The sequence below is a fragment of the Streptomyces sp. A3M-1-3 genome, from assembly GCF_024213665.1.
In the GTDB taxonomy this organism is placed as follows: Bacteria; Actinomycetota; Actinomycetes; order Streptomycetales; family Streptomycetaceae; genus Streptomyces.
The window spans coordinates 156,350-179,789 of the sequence record NZ_JANAVP010000012.1 but is presented as its reverse complement, the minus strand read 5'-3'; the positions used below and the strand labels follow the sequence as shown (position 1 = coordinate 179,789).

Sequence of the window (23,440 nt, the reverse complement as noted above, 5' to 3'; positions counted from 1 at the left end):
CTGGGCAAGCGTTGGCCGGGGCACGTGCCACGCGGGGTGCTTTGAGCGGCCCTCCCGCATGTACGCGTCCCGGCAGACCGCATACGGAGCTTGACGCACCCGCAGACGCCCGGAACGGATCCCGTGGGGGGAATCCGCACCGGGGAAATGGGAAGCGCCCCGACCGTCGACCCGTGGGGGGATCGGCGGCGGGGCGCTTTCCGCTTGCTCGGCGGCGCGTCGGCGCGGCGGCACGTCGGCGCGGCGGCACGTCGGCGCGGCGGCACGTCGGCGCGGCGGCACGTCGGCTCGGCGGCACGTCGGCTCGGCGGCACGTCGGCTCGGCGGCACGTCGGCTCGGCGGCACGTCGGCTCGGCGGCACATCTCGGCGGCACGTCGGCTCGGCGGCGCGTCGGTCGCGCCTCGCGGACGTACGTGTCAGCGGGCCTCGACCGGGACGAAGTCGCGCAGGACCTCGCCGGTGTAGATCTGGCGCGGGCGGCCGATACGGGAACCCGGCTCCTTGATCATCTCGTGCCACTGGGCGATCCAGCCGGGCAGTCGGCCGAGCGCGAAGAGCACGGTGAACATCTCGGTCGGGAAGCCCATCGCCCGGTAGATCAGGCCGGTGTAGAAGTCGACGTTCGGGTAGAGCTTGCGCTCCACGAAGTAGTCGTCGGCGAGCGCGTGCTCCTCCAGCTTGAGCGCGATGTCGAGCAGCTCGTCGGACTTGCCGAGCGCCGAGAGGACGTCATGCGCCGCAGCCTTGATGATCTTCGCCCGCGGGTCGAAGTTCTTGTAGACGCGGTGCCCGAAGCCCATGAGCTTCACGCCGTCTTCCTTGTTCTTCACCTTGCGGATGAAGGTGTCGACGTCGCCACCGGACTGCTTGATGCCCTCGAGCATCTCCAGGACCGACTGGTTGGCGCCACCGTGCAGGGGGCCCCACAGAGCGCTGATGCCGGCGGAGATCGAGGCGAACATGTTCGCCTGCGAGGAGCCGACCAGGCGCACGGTGGACGTCGAACAGTTCTGCTCGTGGTCCGCGTGCAGGATCAGCAGCTTGTCGAGCGCGGAGACCACGACCGGGTCCAGCTCGTACTCTGCGGCCGGCACCGAGAACGTCATGCGCAGGAAGTTCTCGACGTAACCGAGGTCGTTGCGCGGGTAGACGACCGGGTGGCCGATCGACTTCTTGTACGCGTACGCCGCGATCGTCGGAAGCTTGGCGAGCAGCCGGATCGTCGACAGGTGGCGCTGCTGGTCGTCGAACGGGTTGTGGCTGTCCTGGTAGAACGTCGACAGTGCGCTGACCACGGACGACAGCATCGCCATCGGGTGCGCGTCGCGCGGGAAGCCGTCGTAGAAGCGCTTGACGTCCTCGTGCAGCAGCGTGTGCTGGGTGATCTCGTTCTTGAAGGCCGCGAGCTCGTCGACGGTCGGCAGCTCACCGTTGATCAGCAGGTACGCCACCTCGATGAAGGTGCTGCGCTCGGCCAGCTGCTCGATCGGGTAGCCGCGGTAGCGCAGAATGCCCGACTCGCCGTCGAGGTAGGTAATCGCGGACTTATAGGCGGCGGTATTGCCGTATCCGCTGTCCAGGGTGACCAGACCGGTCTGGGCTCGGAGCTTCCCGATGTCGAAGCCCTTGTCACCGACGGTGCTCTCGACCACCGGGTAGGTGTATTCACCGTCCGCGTACCGCAGTACTACAGAGTTGTCGCTCACGTCATCCCTCACCGACGTAGTGCCTCTTCTTCGAGGTGCCCTGACTGTCTCTACCTTCCCCCATTTGGCCCAGGAGAGTGCACTCGGGGTCGACCATCAGGCCTATCGACGGCACTGAGTGCCGCCAACCTCCACATCCTGCCTCCTCCGCCCGGAATCCGGAAACCCCGGCCGGTCCGGCTGGGTGACGCTTCCCGCCGGTATGGAGCCGGACAGCCGATGCGCGACCGCCGTATGCCGCCTGCCTGCGGAAACCGTACGTACCGCCTGGCCGAGCGCCTTGCGCGAGCCGACCAGGACGACGAGCTTCTTGGCCCGGGTGACGGCCGTGTAGAGCAGGTTCCGCTGCAGCATCATCCAGGCGCCGGTGGTGACCGGGATCACCACGGCTGGGTACTCGCTGCCCTGGGAGCGGTGGATCGTCACGGCGTACGCGTGCGCCAGCTCGTCCAGCTCGTCGAAGTCGTACGGCACCTCCTCGTCCTCGTCGGTCAGCACCGTCAGCCGCTGGTCGTCGAGGCTGAGCGACGTGACGACGCCGACCGTCCCGTTGAAAACGCCGTTGCGCCCTTTCTCGTAGTTGTTACGAATCTGGGTGACCTTGTCTCCGACGCGGAAGACCCGGCCGCCGAACCTCTTCTCCGGCAGATCCGGCCGGGCGGGCGTAATGGCCTGCTGCAACAGGCCATTGAGCGTCCCCGCGCCGGCCGGGCCGCGATGCATCGGGGCCAGCACCTGCACATCCCGGCGCGGGTTCAGCCCGAACTTCGCCGGAATCCGCCGGGCCGCCACGTCCACCGTCAGCCTGCCCGCCTCCTCGGTGTCCTCCTCGGCGAACAGGAAGAAGTCGGGCAGCCCCTGGGTGAGGGGCGGCACCCCCGAATTGATCCGGTGGGCGTTGGTGACCACCCCGGACTGCTGGGCCTGCCGGAAGATCCTGGTCAGCCGCACGCAGGGGACCGGGCCGCCCTCGGCGAGCAGATCGCGCAGCACCTCGCCGGCGCCGACCGAGGGCAGCTGGTCCACATCGCCGACCAGTAGCAGATGGGCACCGGGTGCCACCGCCTTGACCAGCTTGTTCGCCAGGAGCAGGTCGAGCATCGAGGCCTCGTCGACGACTACCAGGTCGGCGTCGAGCGGCCGGTCCCGGTCGTACGCCGCGTCGCCACCCGGTTTCAGCTCCAGCAGCCGGTGCACGGTGGAGGCGTCGGCCCCGGTGAGCTCGGCGAGCCGTTTGGCGGCCCGGCCGGTGGGCGCCGCGAGGACCACCTTGGCCTTCTTGGCGCGGGCCAGCTCGACGATGGACCGTACGGTGAAGGACTTCCCGCAGCCGGGGCCGCCGGTCAGCACCGCCACCTTCTGGGTGAGTGCGAGCTTGACCGCCGCCTCCTGCTCGGGCGCCAGCTCCGCGCCCGTCCGGTCCGCGAGCCAGGCCAGCGCCTTGTCCCACGCCACGTCCCGGAAGGCCGGCATCCGGTCCTCCTCGGTACGCAGCAGGCGCAGCAGCTGCGCGGACAGGGAGAGCTCCGCACGGTGGAAGGGCACCAGGTAGACGGCGGTGACGGGCGGGCCGCCGTCCGGGGCGGGCACCTTTTCACGTACGACTCCCTCCTCCTCCCCCGCGAGCTCGGCCAGGCAGTCGATCACCAGGCCGGTGTCGACCTGGAGGAGCTTCACCGCGTCGCTGATGAGCCGCTCCTCGGGCAGGAAGCAGTGGCCCTGGTCGGTGGACTGCGACAGCGCGTACTGCAGGCCGGCCTTCACGCGCTCGGGGCTGTCGTGCGGTATGCCGACGGCCTGGGCGATCCGGTCGGCGGTGAGAAAGCCGATGCCCCACACGTCGGCGGCCAGCCGGTAGGGCTGGTTCTTCACGACGGAGATCGAGGCGTCGCCGTACTTCTTGTAGATACGGACGGCGATCGAGGTGGACACTCCGACGCCCTGGAGGAAGACCATGACCTCCTTGATGGCCTTCTGCTCCTCCCAGGCAGCACCGATCAGTCTGGTGCGCTTGGGGCCGAGGCCGGGCACCTCGATGAGCCGCTCCGGCTGCTGCTCGATGACGTCGAGGGTGTCCGTGCCGAAGTGTTCGACGATCCGCTCGGCGATCTTCGGGCCGATGCCCTTGATCAGGCCGGAGCCGAGATAGCGGCGTATGCCCTGGATGGTGGCCGGCAGCACGGTCGTGTAGTTCTCCACCGTGAACTGCTTGCCGTACTGCGGGTGGGAGCCCCAGCGGCCCTCCATACGCAGCGACTCGCCGGGCTGCGCGCCGAGCAGCGAGCCGACCACCGTGAGGAGATCGCCACCGCCGCGGCCCGTATCGACGCGGGCCACCGTGTAGCCGCTCTCCTCATTGGCGTACGTGATCCGCTCGAGGACCCCTTCGACCACTGCTGAACCGGGTCCGGCGGAACCGGCCACTGTTGGACTGGACATGACCCGACGCTACCGCCGGGCGCTGACAGCGCGTGCGGCCTGTGGACAACTCTGGGTGGTGGACAGCTCTGGTGTGGGCCCGAACTCATCGAGGGGGCCCGGCCCGTCGGCCGGAACCCCCTCTCGGTCCCTCCCCGTCAGATCTTCCCGATCCCCCCAGATCCCCTCCCGGAAGCTCTGACTCCTAATACGACCCACCAAGGGCGAGGATGGTTGCACGACTGCATGGAGTTTCTTCCCGCTTACAGCACGTGCTCCGCGTACCGCCTCGCCACCTCCGCCAGGACCTCCCCTCCGTCCCTCGCCCACAACGCCTCGTTGAAGATCTCCACCTCCACGAGGCCCGTCCAGCCCGCCGCGTCCACCCGCTCCCGGAACCACCGCAGATCGACACTGCCGTCCCCCAACTGTCCCCGGCCCAGCAGGACACCGGCCGGCAGCGGGGTGATCCAGTCGGCCAGCTGGAAGGCCGCGATACGGCCGCCGGTACCCGCGCGGGCGATGCCAGCCGCGATCGTGTCGTCCCACCACAGGTGGTACGTGTCGATGACCACGCCCACCTGTTCCGCCGGGAAGCGTTCCGCCAGGTCCAGGGCCTGCGCCAGCGTCGAGACGACACAGCGGTCGGCGGCGAACATCGGGTGCAGCGGCTCGATGGCGAGGCGTACGCCGACGGACGCCGCGTACGGGCCCAACTCCGCCAGCGCGTCCGCGATCCGCTCGCGCGCCCCGGCCAGGTCCCGGCTGCCGGGCGGAAGGCCTCCCGAGACCAGGACCAGGGTGTCCGTGGCCAGAGTGGCCGCCTCGTCGATCGCCCGGCGGTTGTCGGCCAGGGCCACCGACCGCGCGGCCGGTTCGAGGGCCGTGCAGAAGCCTCCTCGGCACAGGCTGGTTACGGTGAGCCCGGTGTCGCGCATCACGCGTGCCGCGCGCTCGACCCCGTACTCCTGGACCGGCGCGCGCCAAAGACCGACGCCGGGGACGCCCGCCTTCGCGCAGCCCGCGGCCAGTTCCGGCAGGGACCACTGCCTGATGGTCTCCTGATTGAGGCTCAACCTGGTCAGGCCGGCATTCGGGTCGTTCACTGGTGCACTCCGTGTACGGCGAGCAGGTTCTTCATCCGGGCCTCCGCGCGGGCCGAGTCCGGGAACAGGCCCAGCCCGTCGGCCAGTTCGTACGCCCGGGCGAGGTGCGGCAGCGGGCGGGCGGACTGCAGGCCGCCGACCATGGTGAAGTGCGTCTGGTGGCCGGCCAGCCAGGCCAGCAGTACCACGCCCGTCTTGTAGTAGCGGGTCGGCGCCTCGAACAGATGGCGCGACAGCTCGACCGTCGGGTCGAGGAGCCCCCGGAATCCGGCCTTGTCTCCCGTGTCGAGCACCCGTACCGCCTCGGCCGCCAGCGGGCCCAGCGGGTCGAAGACGCCCAGCAGCGCGTGGCTGAAGCCGTGGTCGTCGCCCGCGATCAGCTCGGGGTAGTGGAAGTCGTCGCCGGTGTAACAGCGCACGCCCTTGGGCAGCCGGCGGCGCAGCGCGATCTCGCGCCGGGCGTCCAGCAGCGACACCTTGACGCCGTCCACCTTGTCCGGATGGCTCGCGACGAGCTCCAGGAAGGTGTCGGTCGCGGCGTCCAGACCGGCGCTTCCCCAGTAGCCCTCCAGCGCCGGGTCGAACATCGGGCCGAGCCAGTGCAGGATGACCGGCTGTCCCGCCTGCCGCAGCAGGTGGCCGTAGACCTCCAGGTAGTCGTCCGGACGGGTCGCGGTGGCCGCCAGTGCCCGTGACGCCATCAGGACCGCCTGCGCGCCCGTCCCCTCCACCAGCGCGAGCTGGGTCTCGTACGCCTCGATGATCTCGGCCAGGGTCCGTGGGCCGGGGGCCAGTTGGTCCGTGCCGGCTCCGCACGCGATCGCGCCGCCGACGGCCTTGGCCTCGGCGGCGGACCGCCGGATCAGTTCCGCCGCGGCCGCCCAGTCCAGGCCCATCCCGCGCTGCGCGGTGTCCATGGCCTCCGCGACGCCGAGGCCGTGCGACCACAGGTGGCGGCGGAAGGCGAGCGTGGCGTCCCAGTCGACGGCCGCCGGGCCGCCCGGACCCCCGTCGGCGTACGGGTCGGCGTACGGGTCGGCGACGACGTGCGCCGCCGAGAAGACCGTACGGGAGACGGGGGTCGGGCCCCCGGGGGCAACGGGTGCCGGTTCGGGTCGGGGTTCGTACGCGTACAGCTCACCGCCCGCACGCGGCAGCCGGATCGTCACAGCGCCGGCTCCGGTACGTCGAGCTCCGGTACGTCGAGCACGGGTACGTCCAGCTCCGGTACGTCCAACCGGCGGCCCTCCGCCGACGACCTCAGGCCCAGCTCGGCGAGCTGAACGCCGCGCGCACCCGCGAGCAGGTCCCAGGTGTACGGCTCGTCGAGCGCGACGTGCCGCAGGAACAGTTCCCACTGGGCCCGGAAGGCGTTGGCGAACTCGCCGTTGTCCGGAACCTCCTGCCACTGGTCGCGGAAGGACTCCGTGGCCGGCAGATCCGGGTTCCACACCGGCTTGGGGGTGGCCGAGCGGTGCTGGACCCGGCAGTTGCGCAGGCCCGCGACCGCCGATCCGTGCGTACCGTCGACCTGGAACTCGACCAGCTCGTCGCGGTCCACGCGCACCGTCCAGGAGGAGTTGATCTGGGCGACCGCTCCGCCCGCGAGCTGGAAGATGCCGTACGCGGCGTCGTCGGCGGTGGCGGTGTACGGCTTGCCCTGCCCGTCCCAGCGCTGCGGGATGTGGGTGGTGACGAGCGCCTGTACGGAGGTGACCCGGCCGAACAGCTCGCGCAGGACGTAGTCCCAGTGCGGGAACATGTCGACGGTGATGCCGCCGCCGTCCTCGGTGCGGTAGTTCCAGCTCGGGCGCTGCGCCTCCTGCCAGTCGCCCTCGAAGACCCAGTAGCCGAACTCACCCCGCACGGACAGGATCTCGCCGAAGAATCCGCCGTCCACGAGGCGCTTGAGCTTCAGCAGGCCCGGCAGGAAGATCTTGTCCTGGACGACCCCGTGCTTGATGCCGGCGTCGCGGGCCAGGCGGGCCAGTTGCAGCGCGCCGGCCAGGCCGGTGGCGGTGGGCTTCTCGGTGTAGACGTGCTTGCCGGCGGCGATCGCCTTCTTCAGGGCCTCCTCGCGGGCGGAGGTGACCTGCGCGTCGAAGTAGATGTCGACGGTGTCGTCGGCGAGGACCGCGTCGAGGTCGGTGGACCAGTGCTCGATGCCGTGCCGGCGCGCCAGCTCGGCGAGCGCGTGCGCACGGCGGCCGACGAGGACCGGTTCCGGCCAGAGCGCGGTTCCTTCACCGAGGTCGAGGCCGCCCTCTTCCCGTAGGGCGAGGATCGAGCGGATCAGGTGCTGGCGGTAGCCCATGCGCCCGGTGACGCCGTTCATGGCGATGCGCACCGTCTTGCGTTCCACGTAAGTTCCCTCCGTACCAGCCGTAGTAAGCGCTTTCTATGCGCTAGGAAGCTAGCCTGCGGACAGCGGTCCGACAAGGGCCCGATCAGGCCACGGTGAAAAAGCACTCCTCGGAGGACCTCATGACAGTGACGCTGGCGGATGTGGCGGCCCGCGCCCAGGTCTCCCCTGCCACGGTCTCCCGTGTGCTGAACGGCAACTACCCGGTGGCCGCGTCGACGCGGGAGCGGGTGCTGCGTGCGGTCGACGAACTGGACTACGTACTGAACGGGCCGGCCAGCTCGCTCGCCGCCGCCACCTCCGACCTGGTCGGCATCCTTGTCAACGACATCGCCGACCCGTTCTTCGGGATCCTGGCCGGGGCCGCGCAGTCCGAGATCGGCGGGCAGGAGGGCACCGGGCGGGCCGGTGGCGAGAAACTCGCCGTCGTCTGCAACACGGGCGGCTCGCCCGACCGCGAGCTGACCTACCTGACCCTGCTGCAACGGCAGCGCGCCGCCGCGGTCGTCATCACCGGCGGCGCCGTCGAGGACCCGGAACACTCCGCCGCGATGACCGGCAAGCTCGCGAAGCTGGCGGCGGCCGGCACTCGGGTGGTGCTGTGCGGGCGGCCGCGGCTCGCCGGGACGGAGGAATCCGTGGCGGCCGCGCTCGCCTTCGACAACCGCGGCGGCGGGCAGCGGCTCACCGAGCACCTGCTCACGCTCGGCCACCGGCGCATCGGCTACATCGCCGGCCCGGCCGGCCGCTCCACCACCCGGCACCGGCTTGAGGGCCACCGCGCGGCGATGGACGCGGCGGGGCTCGGCGACGAGGTGGACGGGCTCACAGTGCACGGCCCGTACGAACGGCGCACCGGCTACGACGCCACGCTGGAACTCCTGCGCCGGGAGCCCGGTCTGACCGCCGTCGTGGCCGCCAACGACACGGGTGCCCTGGGCGCCTGCGCGGCCCTGCGCGACCGGGGCCTGAGCATCCCGGGCGACGTCTCGGTGGCCGGCTTCGACGACCTGCCGTTCAGCGCGGACGCGGTCCCGGCCCTGACGACCGTACGGCTGCCGCTGTACGAGGCGGGGGCGCGGGCGGGACGGCTGGCGATGGGCCGCGAGGACCCGCCTCCGGGAGGCATCGCGACGGTCCGGGCGGACCTGATGGTGCGCGGCTCGACGGCCCGGGCGCGACCGGAGTAACGGACCCGCGGGATGGACTCGCGGGACGGACCCGCGGGACGAACCCGCGGGCGGGATTTCGCGCGACCGCGGCGCCCGCGAGGGTCGGGCTATCGTGAGATCACCCGGCACGCGGCACCCGGACACCCGTCACCAGGGACCAGGGACCGACACCAGCCACCCGGAGGGGACATCCATGACGAAGACGCCCGTACCCGGCCGGCGACCGGGACGCGCGGGAGCGCAGCAGGGCCCGCGCGCGACCGCCCCGTCTGCCGTGACGGCCGCCGATCCGGCCCGCCCCGGGAAGGTGACGCTGCGCGAGCCCGAGCCCGGCGATCTCGGGTGGATCGTGCAGCGGCATGGCGCGCTCTACGCCGCCGAGTTCGGGTGGAACGCCGACTTCGAGGGGCTGGTGGCCCGGATCGTCGCCGACTTCGCCCAGGACCACGACCCCCACCTGGAACGCGTGTGGATCGCGGAGCTGGACGGCCGGCCGGTCGGTTCCGTGATGTGCGTACGGGACGAGGTGCCCGGCACCGCCCGGCTGCGCCTGCTGCTGGTCGACCCGGCGGGCCGCGGCCACCACATCGGCGAGCAACTGGTCGGCGCGGTGGTGGATTTCGCCCGCGAGGCGGGGTACCGGGAACTCGTGCTGTGGACCAACGACGTACTGGCCGCGGCCCGGAAGATCTATCAGCGCGCCGGCTTCACGCTCGTGGCCGAGAAGCCGCACCGCTCGTACGGAGTGGACCTGGTCGGCCAGGACTGGCGGCTCGGCCTCCACGGGAGCCAGGAAGGGACCGCAACGTGAAGTTCGCCTTCTCGACCCTCGGCGTTCCCGGCATGCCGGTCCCCGACGTGGTGCGGCTCGCGGCCGCGCACGGCTACCACGGCGTGGAGCTGCGCGCCCACCCGGAGGAGCCGGTACACCCGGGCATCGGCAAGAGCGAACGGGCGGATGCGGCCGAGGAGTTCCGGGCCGCGGGCATCGAGATCCTCGCCGTCGCCGGATACGCGAAGGTCGCGGCGGCGGACGACGACGAGGCCGTACGGCAGGAGCTGGCGGAACTGCTGCACCTCGCGCGTGACCTCGGCGCCCCCTACGTCCGGGTCTTCCCCGGCGGCGGTGACCAGGACCGGGCGGAGGCCGACGCGACCGCGGCGCGCAGGCTGGCCGCGGTCGCCCCGCTCGCCGCCGACTGCGGTGTGCGCGTCCTGCTGGAGACCCACGACTCGCACCGGACGGGCGCCGACGCGATCCGCGTCCTGGGGCCGGTCGGGCACCCGAACATCGGCGCGCTGTGGGACGTGATGCACACCTGGCTGGGCGGCGAGGAACCGGTGGACACCCACGCCGCCCTCTCCCCGCACCTCGGCTACGTACAGGTCAAGGACATCGCCTCGGCCGAGGACACCACACCGCTGCCGCTGGGCGCGGGCGTGCTGCCGCTCGCCGAGGCGGTGGAACTCCTCAGGGACGACGCCTGGCTGTGCTGGGAGTACGAGAAGCGCTGGCACCCCGGGGCGGCAGAGCTGCCGGACCTGCTGGACGCCGGGCGGGAGCAGTTGCTGCGCCTGACCGCGCGGGCCTGACCACGCGGCGGGAGCGTACAGCAGGCTCGGGATCGCGTGATCCATCTCACGCCAGGTAGCCGTGACGGTCGCAACGGGCGCAAATGTGCTCATGTGAGAATCGCGAGATGACGGACACGGACGATACGTCGGAGCGGGAAAGGCCGCTGCGGCTGGCTGATCTGATCGATGCAACCGTGAACTCCACGTCGCCAGTCCAGGCGAATACGGCCGATGGGCAGGAGAACCGGCGAGAGGCCGCGGAGTTCACGAACGAGTGGAGCGTGGTTCGCGCCGAGGCCACAAGACGGACAGCCGTCGGCGCGCTCCCGCCAGGAGGGCACGACAGTCTAGTTGAGGCGGCTCGCGAAGCGGCCCACGAACGCATCGCCGAGTTCCGGAGTGCCACGGTCGCGGTACCCCTCGACGAGCGAGGCAGTCCGTGGTCCGCCGAAGAGGGCGGTGTCCGCTGGATCCTGGCGTTCTCCAGTGAAGCCACGCTGGCGCGGTTTGCGCTGGCGCGTGGTAGGGCGGAACGGGCATGGGACTACCGAAGCGTGCCCGGAGCGCGACTGCTTGATGCCGTCGTTCCGGCTGTGGGGGTGCCGTGTGGGGTGGCGCTGGATGTGGGCGGTGCGGACGGAGCGCTGTTCCCGCCTGTGTCGGGGATCGTGCCGGATTCGGCGGCGGTGGATACGGACGACGGGGGTGAGTCTTGAGCGGAAACGAGGATCTCGCGGCGCCCGAGCAAGGGTTGGCGCTGATAGCGGACGGGATTACCAAGACACTGGCCGAGTTGAAGGAACTCGGGATGGTGGGCACGGCCAGTACGGGTCGCGGATTTTCCCACCTTGCCATGTCGGGGCTGGAGCTCGGGCACGGCGGACTAACGGCGGAGTTCGCCACGTTCTGCGAGCGCTGGGAGTGGGGGGTACGCGCTCTTGTGGGCAAGGGCAACAGCTTGGCGCAGGACGTGGGACTGTCGGCGGGCAGCTTCCATGAGCAGGAGCAGTACATCGGCAACAGCTTCAAGGTCCTGGCGAATTCAGTGAACGGAAACCCGTATGCGAGCGAGGAGGAAATTACCAAGAAGGGCTGGGGCGACGTCCTGACTCAGTCCGCGTACGACAACCGGGACGTCAGCGCGGAGTCCATGCTGAAGGCCCACGAGAACGTCAAGCAGACCTGGCAGGACACCGCCTGGGACGTGAACGACGGCCTGATGGGCTCGATGGAGAACGCCGGGGCAGTGGACCCGCGGGCACGTGAGGCGGCCGACGACAAGCTGGACGATTGGCTCGACCCCTCCGACGATGCGCGCACGAGGGCGAACGACCAGAGCTGGGGCAGCTGATGCCGGACTGGGGACCGCTCGACGACTGGGCGAACAAGGGGCTCGGCAAGCTCGAAGAGGGCGTCGACTGGGGCAAGGAAAGGCTCGGCGAGGGCGTCGACTGGACCACCGACAAGCTCGGGGGCGCGCTGGATCATGTCGGCGCCGAGGGTGCTGCCGACGCGGTGGAGGACTGGGGCGACCGTACCGCCTCTTCGCTCGGGGCGGAGGTGGGGGAGCAACAGCTCGGCCAGACCGAGGACGCTAATGAGCTCATCCACGGAAACCTGAGCAAGATCCAGGAGAACGTGAAGCATCTCTTCGACTTCCAGGTGGCGTTCGACCGCGTGGGACAGGGCATGAAGAGGCTCGACTCCTCGCATTGGAAAGGCGAGGCCGCGGAGGCGTTCCGCGAGAAGTTCGCGATGCACCCCACCGACTGGCTGCACGCGGCGGACGCCTGTGAGGACGCAGCCAGGGCGCTGGAGTCCTATGCCGACACGGTCAAGTGGGCGCAAGGCAAGGCCCAGGAGGCCATCGACCTTCACAAGAAGGGCAAGCAGTTCTCAGCTGAGGCAGTCGAGGCGTACAACAAGAAGGTTGACGCCTACAACGACAGGATTAGGGCGGACCAGGACCCCGGCCCCCGGCCCCCGGCCCGAGCCGTTCATGGATCCCGGAACGGCCCAGCGAGACCACGCCCAACAGATTCTTGACGACGCTCGCAGACAGCGGAACGACGCCGCCGAGACAGCGAAGAAGGCTGTCCACGCGGCTCTCGCGCACGCACCCGCGGAGCCGCCCCCGCTGAACCGGGCGATCAATGACTTCATGACCGGTCAAGTGGCCGCAGGCATCGAACTCACCCATGTGGTGGGCGGCGTCGCCAAGGGTGCGGGCGGCCTCGTGAACTTCGTCCGCGGTGTCAATCCGCTTGACCCGTACAACCTGACCCACCCCGCCGCGTACTACGAGAACGTCCATATGACGCTGGCCGGCCTGGCCTCCACCGTCGCCCATCCCGACCGAGCCATCAAGGACGCCTGGGGCAGTCTCCGGAATGACCCCAGCGAGTTCTTCGGCCGACTCTTCCCTGAAGCCGTCGGAACCAAGGGCGCCGGCTTCGGCCGGGCCGGCCTCCGCGCGGGCCTGAGAGAGGCACCGACCGGAGCCCTGCCGCGGTTGAGTGACGAATGGCTGACCGGAGCGCGTCGGCGGCCACGTGACCTCCTGGACGACCCGGCGCAGACACGTTGGGCCGAGAACGCGTACAGCCACTTCCTCGAGGACTCCCGGGACATCGACGCCATCGCTCGGAGCACCGGGGACGTCTCCCGTGGCGACGGAACCACCGGGTTCACTCCCGAAGAGATCGCCGCGGTCAAGAAGCATGTCTTCGACACGGAACATCCAATCGAGGACTACGAGACGGGCGAGGTCGTCATGCGGAAGTTCGATGCGGACGCCGAGATCGCCGACGCCTGGATCCGGCTTCGCTCAGGCAATGCGCTGCCCGAGGACCACCTCCTGCTCGAACACGAAGTCGCCGAACTCACCTATCTCCGCGACAACCCGGGGGCCACATATCAGGAAGCACACCGTGTGGCGAACGAAAAGTACAATTGGCAGGAACAGGTGCCGCTGAACAAGCGCGAAGACATTGAGGGTGATTGGTGATGGCGGCTCTCGTCTACTTTCGGAAGGTGTCCGAGAGCGAGGATTCCGTGGAGTACGTGTTCGGCGACGACCCGGCCGAAATGTCCCGGCACTTGACCATGCACGTCGCCAGCCGCAGATCTCGGCCCGTCGACGGCGACGCCGACTATGCCTTCCTCAAGGCATCGCGGAAGATCAACGCGATGTACGAAGAGACCGAGCGCTGGCCCGATCGCGGGATGAGCGTGAGTTAGGCGCCAGCGCGCCCATCTCGTGCGGGGGCCGCTGCGTCCGCCCTGCAGTGACGTCAGCGCCACCCCGCCCAGCAGCAGCAGTGCGGCGCACCAGCGCAGGGGGCTGATGCCCTCGTCCAGCAGCATGGCCGAGGACAGCCATCGCCCTCGGACCGGTACCGGTCCAGCAGCTGTACGCCCTATGGCACACCGGAGCGGCCCGGCGGACGATCACGGAGGGCTCCAGCACCACATTCCGTCGGCAATGGAGTCACGCCAGGCACCGCGAAGATGCACGTGGCCGCGGATTCGTCCCTCCTTCGAATATCCCCCGGCAAGCAACGTCTTCTCCGCAGCGACGTTCAGCGGGGATCGGGCCGCCCGGACGCCAAATGCGGGAGCGAGGAGCAGGCGTACGGTCTCCCTGCCGTTGGCCCGGGCAGGCGGGCGAATCCCACGGCGAGCGCGTACTCCTCGCGGCGTCGCAGTTGTGCCCGCCACGCGGTCGGCACCGATGGCAACACCTGCTTATCGGATTGAACGCGGACTCCAGCCCGTGCTACCACTACCAGGTCCGCGAACGCCGATCATGAAACACCGAAGGGCTGGAACGCGTCGTGCTCGGAGACCTGGTGAAGCTGCGCCCGATGGGGCCGTCGGATGCTGAGGCGCTGTGGCGGTGGAACCACGACCCCGACGTCATGTGGTGGATGGACGACGGCTACGCCCAGCCGCTGGCCCAGGTCGAGAAGTGGATGGCCGAGCGGCCGCGCAATACGTACGGCGACGTGCTGTTCGGGATAGAGGTACTCGCCGACGCGAAGCTCATCGGCCTGGTCGCCCTGCACGACGCCGAGCCGGAAACCGGCTGCGCCACGCTCGACATCTACCTCGGCGAGAAGGAGTACTGGGGGCGCGGCTACGCCACCGACGCGATGCGGACGATCTGCCGCTACGGCTTCGAGGACATGCGGCTGCACAAGATCACGCTAACGGTAGTCACCGAGAACCAGGCCGCTCACCGCGTCTACCAGAGGGTCGGCTTCGTAGACGAGGGCAGGCTGCGCCAGGTCTTCCGACGCGACGGCAAGTGGTACGACCAGTTCACGATGGGCCTGCTGGAAGGTGAACTCCGCTAGGGGTCCTACGGGGGCCGCCCCCCGCGCAACGCCCGGCCCGTCCGCACCATTTCGGCGCCATACCCGGCGCGCCGGGAACCCGGCGGGGGGCCGGGCCGTCCAATCGCGGTGCCGCCGGAGAGTCTCCGCACCGCGGTGTCGGCCTCGTTGCCGGCTGCGATGGCCGACTCCCCTCTGCAGCCGCCTGCGGCCGGCAGCACACCGCCATCGGCGCGCCCCCCTCCGAAGCGCCGGTGGCGGTCATCTTTCTGCGGCGGGTCTCTTGACCTGGCAGTTACTTTCCGGATATCCGTGACTCCTTGGCAGTTTCCTTCACAGCATGGCCGGAAGGAGCTCACGTGCAGTACCGCACCTCCAGACGCACCCTGCTCACCGCTACCGCCGCGGTCGCCGCCGCGGCGGCCACCACCCCCACCGCCTCGGCCGCCGACGAGTCGGGCAGGGCCAGGACCCGGGACCGGCTCATGCGGCTCATCGCCCGGATGAGCCTCGAGGAGAAGGTCGGCCAGCTCTTCGTGATGCGGGTGTACGGACACTCCGCGACCGCCCCCGACCAGGCCGACATCGACGCCAACCTCAAGGAGATCGGCGTCAGGACGGCCGCCGAGCTGATCGCCACCTACCACGTCGGCGGCATCATCTACTTCACCTGGGCCCACAACACCCGCGACCCGCACCAGATCGCCGACCTCTCGAACGGCATCCAGCGGGCCGGCCTCGCCCAGCCCACCCCCGTGCCGCTGCTGATCTCCACCGACCAGGAGCACGGCATCGTCTGCCGGGTCGGCAAACCCGCCACCCTGGTACCGGGCGCGATGGCGCTCGGCGCGGGCGGCTCCCGCTCCGACACCCGCCGGGCCGCGCAGATCGCCGGCGCCGAACTCGCCGCCGTGGGCATCCTGCAGAACTACGCCCCGGTCGCGGACGTCAACGTCAATCCCGCCAACCCGGTGATCGGGGTACGGTCCTTCAGCTCGGACCCGCAGGCAGCGGCCCGGCTGGCGGCCGCCCAGGTCAAGGGCTACCAGAGCGCCGGAGTAGCCGCGACGGCCAAGCACTTCCCGGGGCACGGCGACACCAAGGACGACAGCCACTACGCCCTTCCCACCATCCACCACACGCCGGAGCAGTGGGAGGAGCTGGACGCCCCGCCGTTCCGGGCCGCCATCGCCGCCGGCATCGACTCGATCATGACCGCGCACATCGTCGTCCCAGCACTGGACCCGGCACTGGACCCGGCCACCCTCTCCCGCCCGATTCTCACCGGCATCCTGCGCGAGCAGCTCGGCTACGACGGGGTCGTGGTCACGGACTCCCTCGGCATGGCGGGCGTACGGCAGAAGTACGGTGACGAACGGGTGCCGGTGCTCGCCCTCAAGGCGGGCTGCGACCAGCTGCTGAACCCGCCGAACCTGGCGGTCGCCTGGAACGCGGTGCTGAGCGCCGTCAAGAACGGTGAGATCAGCGAGGCTCGGATTGAGGAATCCATTCTGCGCATCCTGCAACTCAAGGCGCGGCGCGGGCTGTTCCGCGATCCGTACGTCACCCACCGGGGCGTCGACCGGACCGTGGGGATCCGCTCGCACCTCGCCGCCGCCGACCGGATCGCCGAGGAGACCACCACCCTCCTCGCCAACACCGGCGGACTGCTGCCGCTGTCCCGGCGCCGCGAGCCGAAGCTGCTGGTCGTGGGGGCCGATCCGGCCTCGCCGTCCGGGACGACCGGCCCGCCGACCACCGTCCTGGCCCAGGCGCTCACGGAACTGGGCTTCACCGCCGCCGCGCTCTCCACCGGGATCACCCCGACCCAGGCGAAGATCAACGAAGCGGTGGCCGCCGCGCAGGGCAAGGACGCCGTGATCGTCGGCACGTACAACGTCTCGGCGACCAGCCCGCAGCGCACGCTGGTGTCCGAGCTGGCGGCGACCGGGGTGCCCGTGGTGACGGTCGCGATCCGCAATCCGTACGACATCGCCCGGCTCTCGGGGTTCGGGGCGAGCCTCGCCACGTACTCCTGGACCGACGTCGAACTCCGGGCCGCGGCGCGGGTCATCGCGGGGCAGGCCGAGCCCACCGGCAAGCTGCCGGTGCCGGTGCAGCGCGCGGACGACCCCACGCAGGTGCTGTATGCGGTGGGCCACGGATTGACGTACTGACCTCGGTTCATCCGGCGTGAGCCCGCTTCGGCGGGCCACGCTGGATGCACGCACCGGGGGGGTCTATGCACAAGTGGCCGTACACGGGAGTGGTGTGCGCCCTGCTGCTGTCACTGCTGCTGGCCGGCTGCCGGCAGCCGCAGGCGGGTCCCGGCGACGACGCCGCGACCGTCATGCCCTCCGGGCACGGCGCGACGTTTCTGGGGACGGCGGAGTGCAGTTCACGCGCCCTGGGAGAGTTCCGCGAGGTCTCCTGCACCAGCGAGAAGGCGGCCGCCCGGGTGCTGGCCCGCCACGACGGGAGCCGGGCAGCCGGACCCGCCTGCCCGGCCGCCACCGACTTCGTCCTGCACATCAGCGAGAGCGGCCCCCTCGGCGTGCCCAAGGGCTACGCCTGTATGCGCAATCTCGAACCCCCGCATCCCGGCGACCCGGGCATGGGCGGCGGACCGCTCACCGTCGTCGGCGACTGCGTCTACAGCGCGCGCGAGGGCCAGGTGAAGGAGACCGCCTGCGACGGATCGGCCGAGCGGGCACCGGAGTTCCAGGTGGAGCGGGCGGTTGGCCGGCGCGGCCAGTGCCCGCCCTCGACCGCGCTGTACGTGCAACTGGGCGGCGAGAAACCGGTGGGCTGCGCCCGCCGCGTATGAGCGGCGGGCGCAGCCCGTGCGGAGCCGCCCGTGCTTACGGGCGCAGCGTCGGCTCGCGCTCGATGTCGTACTTGTCCAGCTTCGCGTCGGACTTCGCCAGCGGCTTGGCCTTCGCCGGGTTCTCCTGGACGGCGGCCGGGGCGACGCCCGCCCACTGAAGGATCTCCGCGGTGGCCTTCGCCTTCTGGTCCGCGACCAGACCGGCGACGTTGGCACCGTGGTTGGCGCCCGGCGCGGTGAAGACGTAGCTGTCACGCGCGCCCTTGCCGAGACGGAACGGCTCGGCGCCCCACGGGTCGTTCTCGCCGTACACGAACAGCATCTGCTTGGCGTGCTGCCGAACCCAGCTGTCCACGTCGTCCATCACCCACGGCTTGAAGCGCATCGGGATGTCACGCGGCACGAAGTTCCGCGGCGGCTGGTAGCCGTAGCGGCTCAGCCCCTTCAGGTGCGGCTGCTTGATGTCGGGCGAGCCCAGCTCGGTGCCGGCCTGGTAGTAGTACGGCGTGTACTGCGCCAGACCCTGGTCGGTGTAGAAGGAGAAGCCGGAGATCGCGTCGATGGAGTCGTAGATCTCCTGGTCGGTCGCGGTCGCGGCCACCGGGATCGCCTCGCAGTCGGCCACCAGGCTGTACTGCCAGAACGCCCAGACGTAGTCCAGGACCACGGCCTCGAACGCCCGGTCGAGGTTGCCGACCGTGGTGAACGTGGCGCCTTCGGCCGTCGCCCATGCCTGGTACTTGGCCTCCAGCGGCGCGCGCCGCACGAGCGCCTCGCGCTGCACGGCGTTCAGCTTGTCGCGGCACTCCTTGGTGCCGACCTTCTCGAAGAACCGGTCGTACGCCGAGTCCTCCTTGTTCACCACGTCGTTGGGGGCGACGTAGGCGACGACGCCGTCCATGTCGCGCGGGTAGTGGCGCTCGTAGTACGTGGCGGTCATGCCGCCCTTCGAGCCGCCCGTGGAGAGCCACTTCTTGGCGTAGATCTTCTTCAGGTCGGTGAAGATGCGGTGCTGGTCGCTGGCGGCCTGCCAGATGTCCAGCTTGGACCAGTTGGCCGGGTCCGGGCGGGACGGCGTGAAGAAGCGGTACTCCATCGACACCTGGTTGCCGTCGATGATGGTGGTCGGCTCGCTGCGGCGCGGGTTGGTGTTGACGTTGTAGCCGGAGGTGAAGAAGACCGTGGGGCGGTTGGTGTCCTTGTGCAGCAGAGTGATCCGCTGCTTGAAGGAGCCGTTCTTCGGGTGCCGGTGGTCGACCGGCTGTGTGTAGTTCAGGACGAAGAAGCGGTAACCGGGGTACGGCTTCTCCTCGATGAGACTCATCCCCGGTATGGCGAGGATCCGGTCCTTGATGTCCGTGCCGGCGGCCGGCTCGGCGGCGGTGGCCGCCCCAGCGGTCGCGCCGGCCGCACTCACGGTGCCTATGAGCACCACGAGCGACAGCAGCCATCTGAGCGCCTTGCGCATTCACCCTCCCCTTGATTCACAGCAGTCGCCGTGAACCTAGCGGGGGCAACGCGTCGGCCGCCAGACCCAGTTGAAAACGAGCGTCAAGTCGGTCGCCGGACCAGGTCCGGGGTCAGCAGAGGATCCAGCCGGAAGCGCCCGATTTGCTCCCCACCGAACCCGCCACCTTCACACAGCGGTTCAGCGCGTACACCGCCACCGGGCCCGCCATACGCGTGTAACGGCCGCTGTCCTTGACGGCACGGCCGCCCCGGGGCTGGATGGTGACCGACATGTGCTGCCGGACGCCCGGCCGCCGGGAGATCGTGACCGCGCAGGCATGGGTACGGGTCTTGTAGACGTGTACCTGGCCGGTGGCGAAGGGCACCGTCTTGACGATCCGCCCCGCGCACGGCGCGGCCGCCTGCGCGCTGGGCGCGGCCAGTGCCCCCATGGCCAGTGCCAGAGCCGATGCGCACAGGGCCAGGCCCCGCGCGGGCAGCCTGCTCCTCGAACCGTCGAACACCGTTTCTCCCCTCCGCCGCGTGAGCGTACACGCGTACGGACGCAGGGCGGCCACCGACTGGTTGCGACCGATTCAGGCTGCCGCCGGTTCGTCCTCGCCCACGAACGTGCGCCAGAGTTCGGCATAGCGCCCGTCCCGCTTCAGCAACTCGGCGTGCGTGCCGTCCTCGACGACCCGCCCGTGGTCCATCACGACCACACGGTCCGCGCGGGCCGCCGTCGTCAGGCGGTGGGCCACCACCAGCGTGGTGCGCTTGCCCATGAGCCGGTCCGTGGCCTGGTTGACCAGCGCCTCGGTCGCCAGGTCGAGCGCGGCGGTGGCCTCGTCGAGCAGCAGCACGTCGGGGTCGACCAGCTCCGCGCGGGCCAGCGCGATCAGCTGGCGCTGGCCGGCCGAGAGGTTGCGCCCGCGCTCGGCGACCGAGTGCAGGTAGCCGTCCTCCAGCGTGGCGATCATGTCGTGCGCGCCGACCGCGCGGGAGGCCGCCTCCACCTCGGCGTCGGTGGCGTCCGGCCGCCCGTACGCGATGGCGTCGCGCAACGTTCCGGCGAAGAGGTACGACTCCTGCGGGACGACGCCGAGGCGGTGCCGGTAGCCGGTGAGGTCGAGGGCGCGCAGATCCGCACCGTCGGCGGTGACGCGGCCGGAGGACGGGTCGTAGAAGCGGGCGACCAGCTTGACGAGGGTGGACTTGCCCGCGCCCGTCTCCCCGACGAACGCGACGGTCTGGCCGGCCGGGATGGCGAGGTCTATGCCGGCGAGGGCCTCCGCATCGTCCCCGGCCCCTCCCTTTGAATACGTGAAGTGCACGTCCTCGAAGGCGATTTCGCCGCGCAGCGACGGCACCTCGCGCGGCCGTGCCACGAGCGGTGTCGCGGTCGGCTCCTGGAGGAGTTCCTGGATGCGCCGGAGCGAGACCGTCGCCTGCTGGTACCCGTCGAAGACCTGGGAGAGCTGCTGCACGGGGGCGAAGAACAGGTCGATGTAGAGGAGGTACGCGACCAGGGCGCCCGTCGTCAGGGTCCCGTTGTCCACCCGCCCGGCGCCCACGATCAGCACGGCGGCGGCAGCGACCGAGGACAGCAGCTGGACGAAGGGGAAGTAGACCGATATCAGCCACTGACCGCGCACCCGCGCCTCGCGGTAGCTGTCGCTCCGGTCGGCGAAGCGGGCGGCGCCGGTGCGCTCGCGCCGGAATGCCTGGACGATGCGCAGTCCGGAGACCGACTCCTGGAGGTCGGCGTTGACGGCACTGACCCGCTCGCGGGCGAGTTCGTACGCCTTGACCGACTTGCGCCGGAAGAAGAACGTCCCGACGACGAGCACGGGCAGGGTCGCGAACACGACCATCGCCAGCTGCACATCGATGACGAGGAGCGCGAACAGGATGCCGAAGAAGGTGAAGACGGAGACCACGGCGGTGACCAGACCGGTCTGCAGGAACGTGGACAGGGCGTCCACGTCCGTCGTCATCCGGGTCATGATGCGGCCGGTCAGCTCGCGCTCGTAGTAGTCGAGCCCGAGCCGCTGCAGCTGCGCGAAGATCTTCACGCGCAGGGCGTACAGCACGCGTTCGCCGGTACGCCCCGTCATGCGCGTCTCACCGAACTGCGCGGCCCACTGGGTGGCCACGACCAGCAGGGCGAGCCCGGAGGCCACCCACACCGCCCCGAGGGCGAGTTGCTGGACGCCCTCGTCGATGCCGTGCCGGATCAGGACGGGCAGCAGCAGTCCGGCGCCCGCGTCGACGGCCACCAGCAGCAGGCTGATCAGCAGCGGCGCCCCGAAGCCGCGCAGCAGCCGCCGCAGACCGTACGACTCCTCGGCGCCGGCGGCCCGTGTCTCGTCCACGTCCGGGCTGCCCGTGGCCGGCGGCAGCGCGGCGACCTGGGCGAGCAGCTCGGGGGTGGCGGGCATGCCCTCGATGGCGGCGGCCATGCCGGGGCCGCCCGCGGCGAGCTGGGCGGGGGTGGCCGAGCGGCCGCCGGTGTCGGCTCCACCGCGTTCGGAGCGGCGCCACAGCTCGGGGGTGACGCCGTCGACGACGCGGCGTTTGGCGTTGACCGGCTCCGAGTCGATCTCCGCCTCGATCTCGATGTCCAGGTCGAGATCCAGCTCGGGGTCGCGCCCGACGGGGCCTGAGGCCGCGCTCTGCATCCCGAAGCGCGAAGCGGCGACAGCGGCCGCCGCCGGGTCCGGCGAGCCGCCGGCCAGCTCGTCGGGGTCGGTCAGCAGCCGCCGGTAGAGGGCGGAGCGCCGCTGAAGCTCCTCGTGCGTACCGATGTCGGAGAGCCGCCCGTGGTCCAGTACGGCGATCCGGTCGGCCAGCGCGAGGGTGGAGCGGCGGTGCGCGATCAGCAGGGTGGTGCGCCCGGCCATCACCGACCGCAGGGCCTCGTGTATCTCGTGCTCGACCCGCACGTCGACCGCCGAGGTGGCGTCGTCGAGGAGCAGCAGCCGGGGGTCGGTGAGGATCGCGCGGGCCAGGGCGATGCGCTGGCGCTGGCCGCCGGAGAGGGTCAGGCCCTGCTCGCCGACCTTGGTGTCGTACCCGGCGGGCAGCTCGTCGATGAAACGGTCCGCCTGGGCGGCGCGCGCGGCGGTGCGGATCTGCTGCTCGGTGGCGTCGGGGAGGCCGTACGCGATGTTGGCGCGGACGGTGTCGGAGAAGAGGAAGCTGTCCTCCGGTACGAGTCCGATGGCGGCCCGCAGCGAGTCCATGGTCAGCTCGCGCACGTCGTGGCCGCCGACGAGGACCGCGCCGGCGCTCACGTCGTAGAAGCGGGGCAGCAGCAGCGAGACGGTGGACTTCCCGCTGCCGGAGGCGCCGACGACGGCGACGGTCTCGCCGGGCTCGATGGTGAGGGAGAAGCCGTCGAGGACGGGGCGGTCCTCGGTGTAGCCGAAGGAGACGCCGTCGAACTCGACGGTCGCGGGCACGTCGGCCGGCAGCTCCTTCGTACCGTCCTGGATGGACGGCTCGGTGTCGATCAGTTCGAGGACCCGCTCGACGCCCGCCCGCGCCTGCTGCCCGACCGTGAGCACCATGGCCAGCATCCGGACCGGGCCGACGAGCTGCGCGAGATACGTCGAGAACGCGACGAACGTGCCAAGCGTGACCTGGCCGCGGGTGGCCATCCAGCCGCCGAGCGCCAGCATCGCGACCTGCCCGAGCGCGGGTACGGCCTGGAGGGCGGGGGTGTAGCGGGAGTTCAGCCGGATGGTGCGCAGCCGGCCGGCGAACAGCCGGCGGCCCGCCGAGCGCAGCTTGCCGGTCTCCTGCTCCTCCTGCCCGAAGCCCTTCACCACGCGGACGCCGGTGACGGCCCCGTCGACGACGCCGGCGACCGCGGCGGCCTGCCCCTGGGCGTACCAGGTGGCGGGGAAGAGGCGGGTGCGGCTGCGCTTGGCGATGAACCAGAGAGCCGGCGCGACAGCGAGGGCGACCACGGTGAGCAGCGGAGAGAGCCAGGCCATGATGACGAGCGAGATCACGAACAGCAGGATGTTCCCGATCGTCATCGGGAGCATGAAGAGCAGGCCCTGGATCAGCTGGAGGTCGCTGGTGGCGCGGCCGATGACCTGGCCGGTGGACAGCTCGTCCTGGCGCCTGCCGTCCAGCCGCGTGATCGTCCCGTACATCTCGGTACGCAGATCGTGCTGGACGTCGAGGGCGAGGCGGCCGCCGTAGTAGCGCCGGATGTAGGTGAGGACGTAGACGACGAGGGCCGCGCCGACCAGGGCGCCCGCCCAGGGGGCCAGGGGCCGGGTCCCGTCGCCGATGACGTCGTCGATGATCACCTTGGTGGCCAGCGGGACGAGGGCCATCACGGCCATTCCGGCCAGTGACGAGCCGAGTGCGAGGAGGACATTGCGCCGGTACCGCCAGGCGTAGCCCGTCAGACGCCGTGCCCAGCCGTCCGCCCGCCCGAACGCCTCGCCCTGCTGTGCCGCCGCCACTG

Annotated in this window: 19 protein-coding genes; 11 read left to right on the top strand and 8 right to left on the bottom strand. The window is 70.5% G+C overall.

What is annotated here, in order from left to right; translation table 11 throughout:
- Nucleotides 1-418 precede the first annotated feature (418 nt).
- The 5 genes from NLX86_RS16330 to NLX86_RS16310 all read right to left on the bottom strand — a co-directional run bounded on the left by NLX86_RS16330 (nt 419) and on the right by NLX86_RS16310 (nt 7,594).
- A complete protein-coding gene (locus tag NLX86_RS16330) occupies nt 419-1,708 on the bottom strand; it encodes a citrate synthase (protein WP_254372427.1) in 1,290 nt (429 codons plus the stop codon).
- 102 nt (nt 1,709-1,810) lie between these two features.
- Nucleotides 1,811-4,147: an ATP-dependent RecD-like DNA helicase gene (locus NLX86_RS16325; RefSeq protein ID WP_254372426.1), complete on the bottom strand. Its 2,337-nt coding sequence runs from the start codon at nt 4,145-4,147 to the stop codon at nt 1,811-1,813.
- Between the two features lie 242 nt (nt 4,148-4,389).
- Nucleotides 4,390-5,232, bottom strand: a complete 843-nt coding sequence (locus NLX86_RS16320; protein WP_254372425.1) for a sugar phosphate isomerase/epimerase family protein — start codon at nt 5,230-5,232, stop codon at nt 4,390-4,392.
- On the bottom strand, nt 5,229-6,401 hold the full coding sequence (locus tag NLX86_RS16315; RefSeq protein ID WP_254372424.1) for a dihydrodipicolinate synthase family protein: 1,173 nt from the start codon (nt 6,399-6,401) through the stop codon (nt 5,229-5,231). Before NLX86_RS16315 ends, NLX86_RS16320 begins: the two co-directional genes overlap by 4 nt.
- Entirely contained in the window at nt 6,398-7,594 is a 1,197-nt protein-coding gene (locus NLX86_RS16310; RefSeq protein ID WP_254372423.1) for a Gfo/Idh/MocA family protein, read from the bottom strand. The genes NLX86_RS16315 and NLX86_RS16310 overlap by 4 nt, the downstream gene beginning before the upstream one ends.
- 122 nt (nt 7,595-7,716) lie before the next feature.
- On the opposite strand from NLX86_RS16310, the gene NLX86_RS16305 reads away from it, so the two are divergent.
- From NLX86_RS16305 to NLX86_RS16255, 11 genes are all read left to right on the top strand, one after another.
- Entirely contained in the window at nt 7,717-8,784 is a 1,068-nt protein-coding gene (locus NLX86_RS16305; RefSeq protein ID WP_254372422.1) for a LacI family DNA-binding transcriptional regulator, read from the top strand.
- 55 nt (nt 8,785-8,839) lie between these two features.
- Nucleotides 8,840-9,577, top strand: a complete 738-nt coding sequence (locus NLX86_RS16300; RefSeq protein WP_254372450.1) for a GNAT family N-acetyltransferase — start codon at nt 8,840-8,842, stop codon at nt 9,575-9,577.
- Nucleotides 9,574-10,359, top strand: coding sequence for a sugar phosphate isomerase/epimerase family protein (locus tag NLX86_RS16295; RefSeq protein WP_254372421.1), 786 nt, complete (start codon nt 9,574-9,576; stop codon nt 10,357-10,359). Before NLX86_RS16300 ends, NLX86_RS16295 begins: the two co-directional genes overlap by 4 nt.
- Before the next feature lie 107 nt (nt 10,360-10,466).
- The gene (locus NLX86_RS16290; protein ID WP_254372420.1) at nt 10,467-11,057 is read left to right on the top strand and encodes a hypothetical protein; all 591 of its coding nucleotides are present in this window, start codon (nt 10,467-10,469) and stop codon (nt 11,055-11,057) included.
- Nucleotides 11,054-11,692 (top strand): hypothetical protein, encoded by a 639-nt coding sequence (locus NLX86_RS16285; RefSeq protein WP_254372419.1) that lies wholly within the window; start codon nt 11,054-11,056, stop codon nt 11,690-11,692. The genes NLX86_RS16290 and NLX86_RS16285 overlap by 4 nt, the downstream gene beginning before the upstream one ends.
- The gene (locus NLX86_RS34730) at nt 11,692-12,387 is read left to right on the top strand and encodes a putative T7SS-secreted protein (protein ID WP_308409602.1); all 696 of its coding nucleotides are present in this window, start codon (nt 11,692-11,694) and stop codon (nt 12,385-12,387) included. The genes NLX86_RS16285 and NLX86_RS34730 overlap by 1 nt, the downstream gene beginning before the upstream one ends.
- Before the next feature lie 115 nt (nt 12,388-12,502).
- Nucleotides 12,503-13,348 (top strand): hypothetical protein, encoded by an 846-nt coding sequence (locus tag NLX86_RS34725; RefSeq protein ID WP_308409601.1) that lies wholly within the window; start codon nt 12,503-12,505, stop codon nt 13,346-13,348.
- 26 nt (nt 13,349-13,374) lie between these two features.
- Nucleotides 13,375-13,581, top strand: coding sequence for a hypothetical protein (locus tag NLX86_RS16275; protein WP_254372418.1), 207 nt, complete (start codon nt 13,375-13,377; stop codon nt 13,579-13,581).
- A gap of 596 nt (nt 13,582-14,177) precedes the next feature.
- Nucleotides 14,178-14,699, top strand: a complete 522-nt coding sequence (locus NLX86_RS16265; protein WP_254372417.1) for a GNAT family N-acetyltransferase — start codon at nt 14,178-14,180, stop codon at nt 14,697-14,699.
- Nucleotides 14,700-15,037: 338 nt separating this feature from the next.
- Complete coding sequence (locus NLX86_RS16260; protein WP_254372416.1) at nt 15,038-16,855, top strand: glycoside hydrolase family 3 protein; 1,818 nt, start codon at nt 15,038-15,040, stop codon at nt 16,853-16,855.
- 65 nt (nt 16,856-16,920) lie between these two features.
- A complete protein-coding gene (locus NLX86_RS16255) occupies nt 16,921-17,505 on the top strand; it encodes a hypothetical protein (protein WP_254372415.1) in 585 nt (194 codons plus the stop codon).
- Between the two features lie 34 nt (nt 17,506-17,539).
- Here the strand turns inward: NLX86_RS16255 and NLX86_RS16250 are convergent, their stop codons facing one another.
- From NLX86_RS16250 to NLX86_RS16240, 3 genes are all read right to left on the bottom strand, one after another.
- Entirely contained in the window at nt 17,540-18,973 is a 1,434-nt protein-coding gene (locus NLX86_RS16250; protein ID WP_254372414.1) for a S28 family serine protease, read from the bottom strand.
- A gap of 112 nt (nt 18,974-19,085) precedes the next feature.
- Nucleotides 19,086-19,478 (bottom strand): hypothetical protein, encoded by a 393-nt coding sequence (locus NLX86_RS16245; protein ID WP_254372413.1) that lies wholly within the window; start codon nt 19,476-19,478, stop codon nt 19,086-19,088.
- Nucleotides 19,479-19,550: 72 nt separating this feature from the next.
- Nucleotides 19,551-23,438, bottom strand: coding sequence for an ABC transporter ATP-binding protein (locus tag NLX86_RS16240; RefSeq protein WP_254372412.1), 3,888 nt, complete (start codon nt 23,436-23,438; stop codon nt 19,551-19,553).
- Nucleotides 23,439-23,440 lie beyond the last annotated feature (2 nt).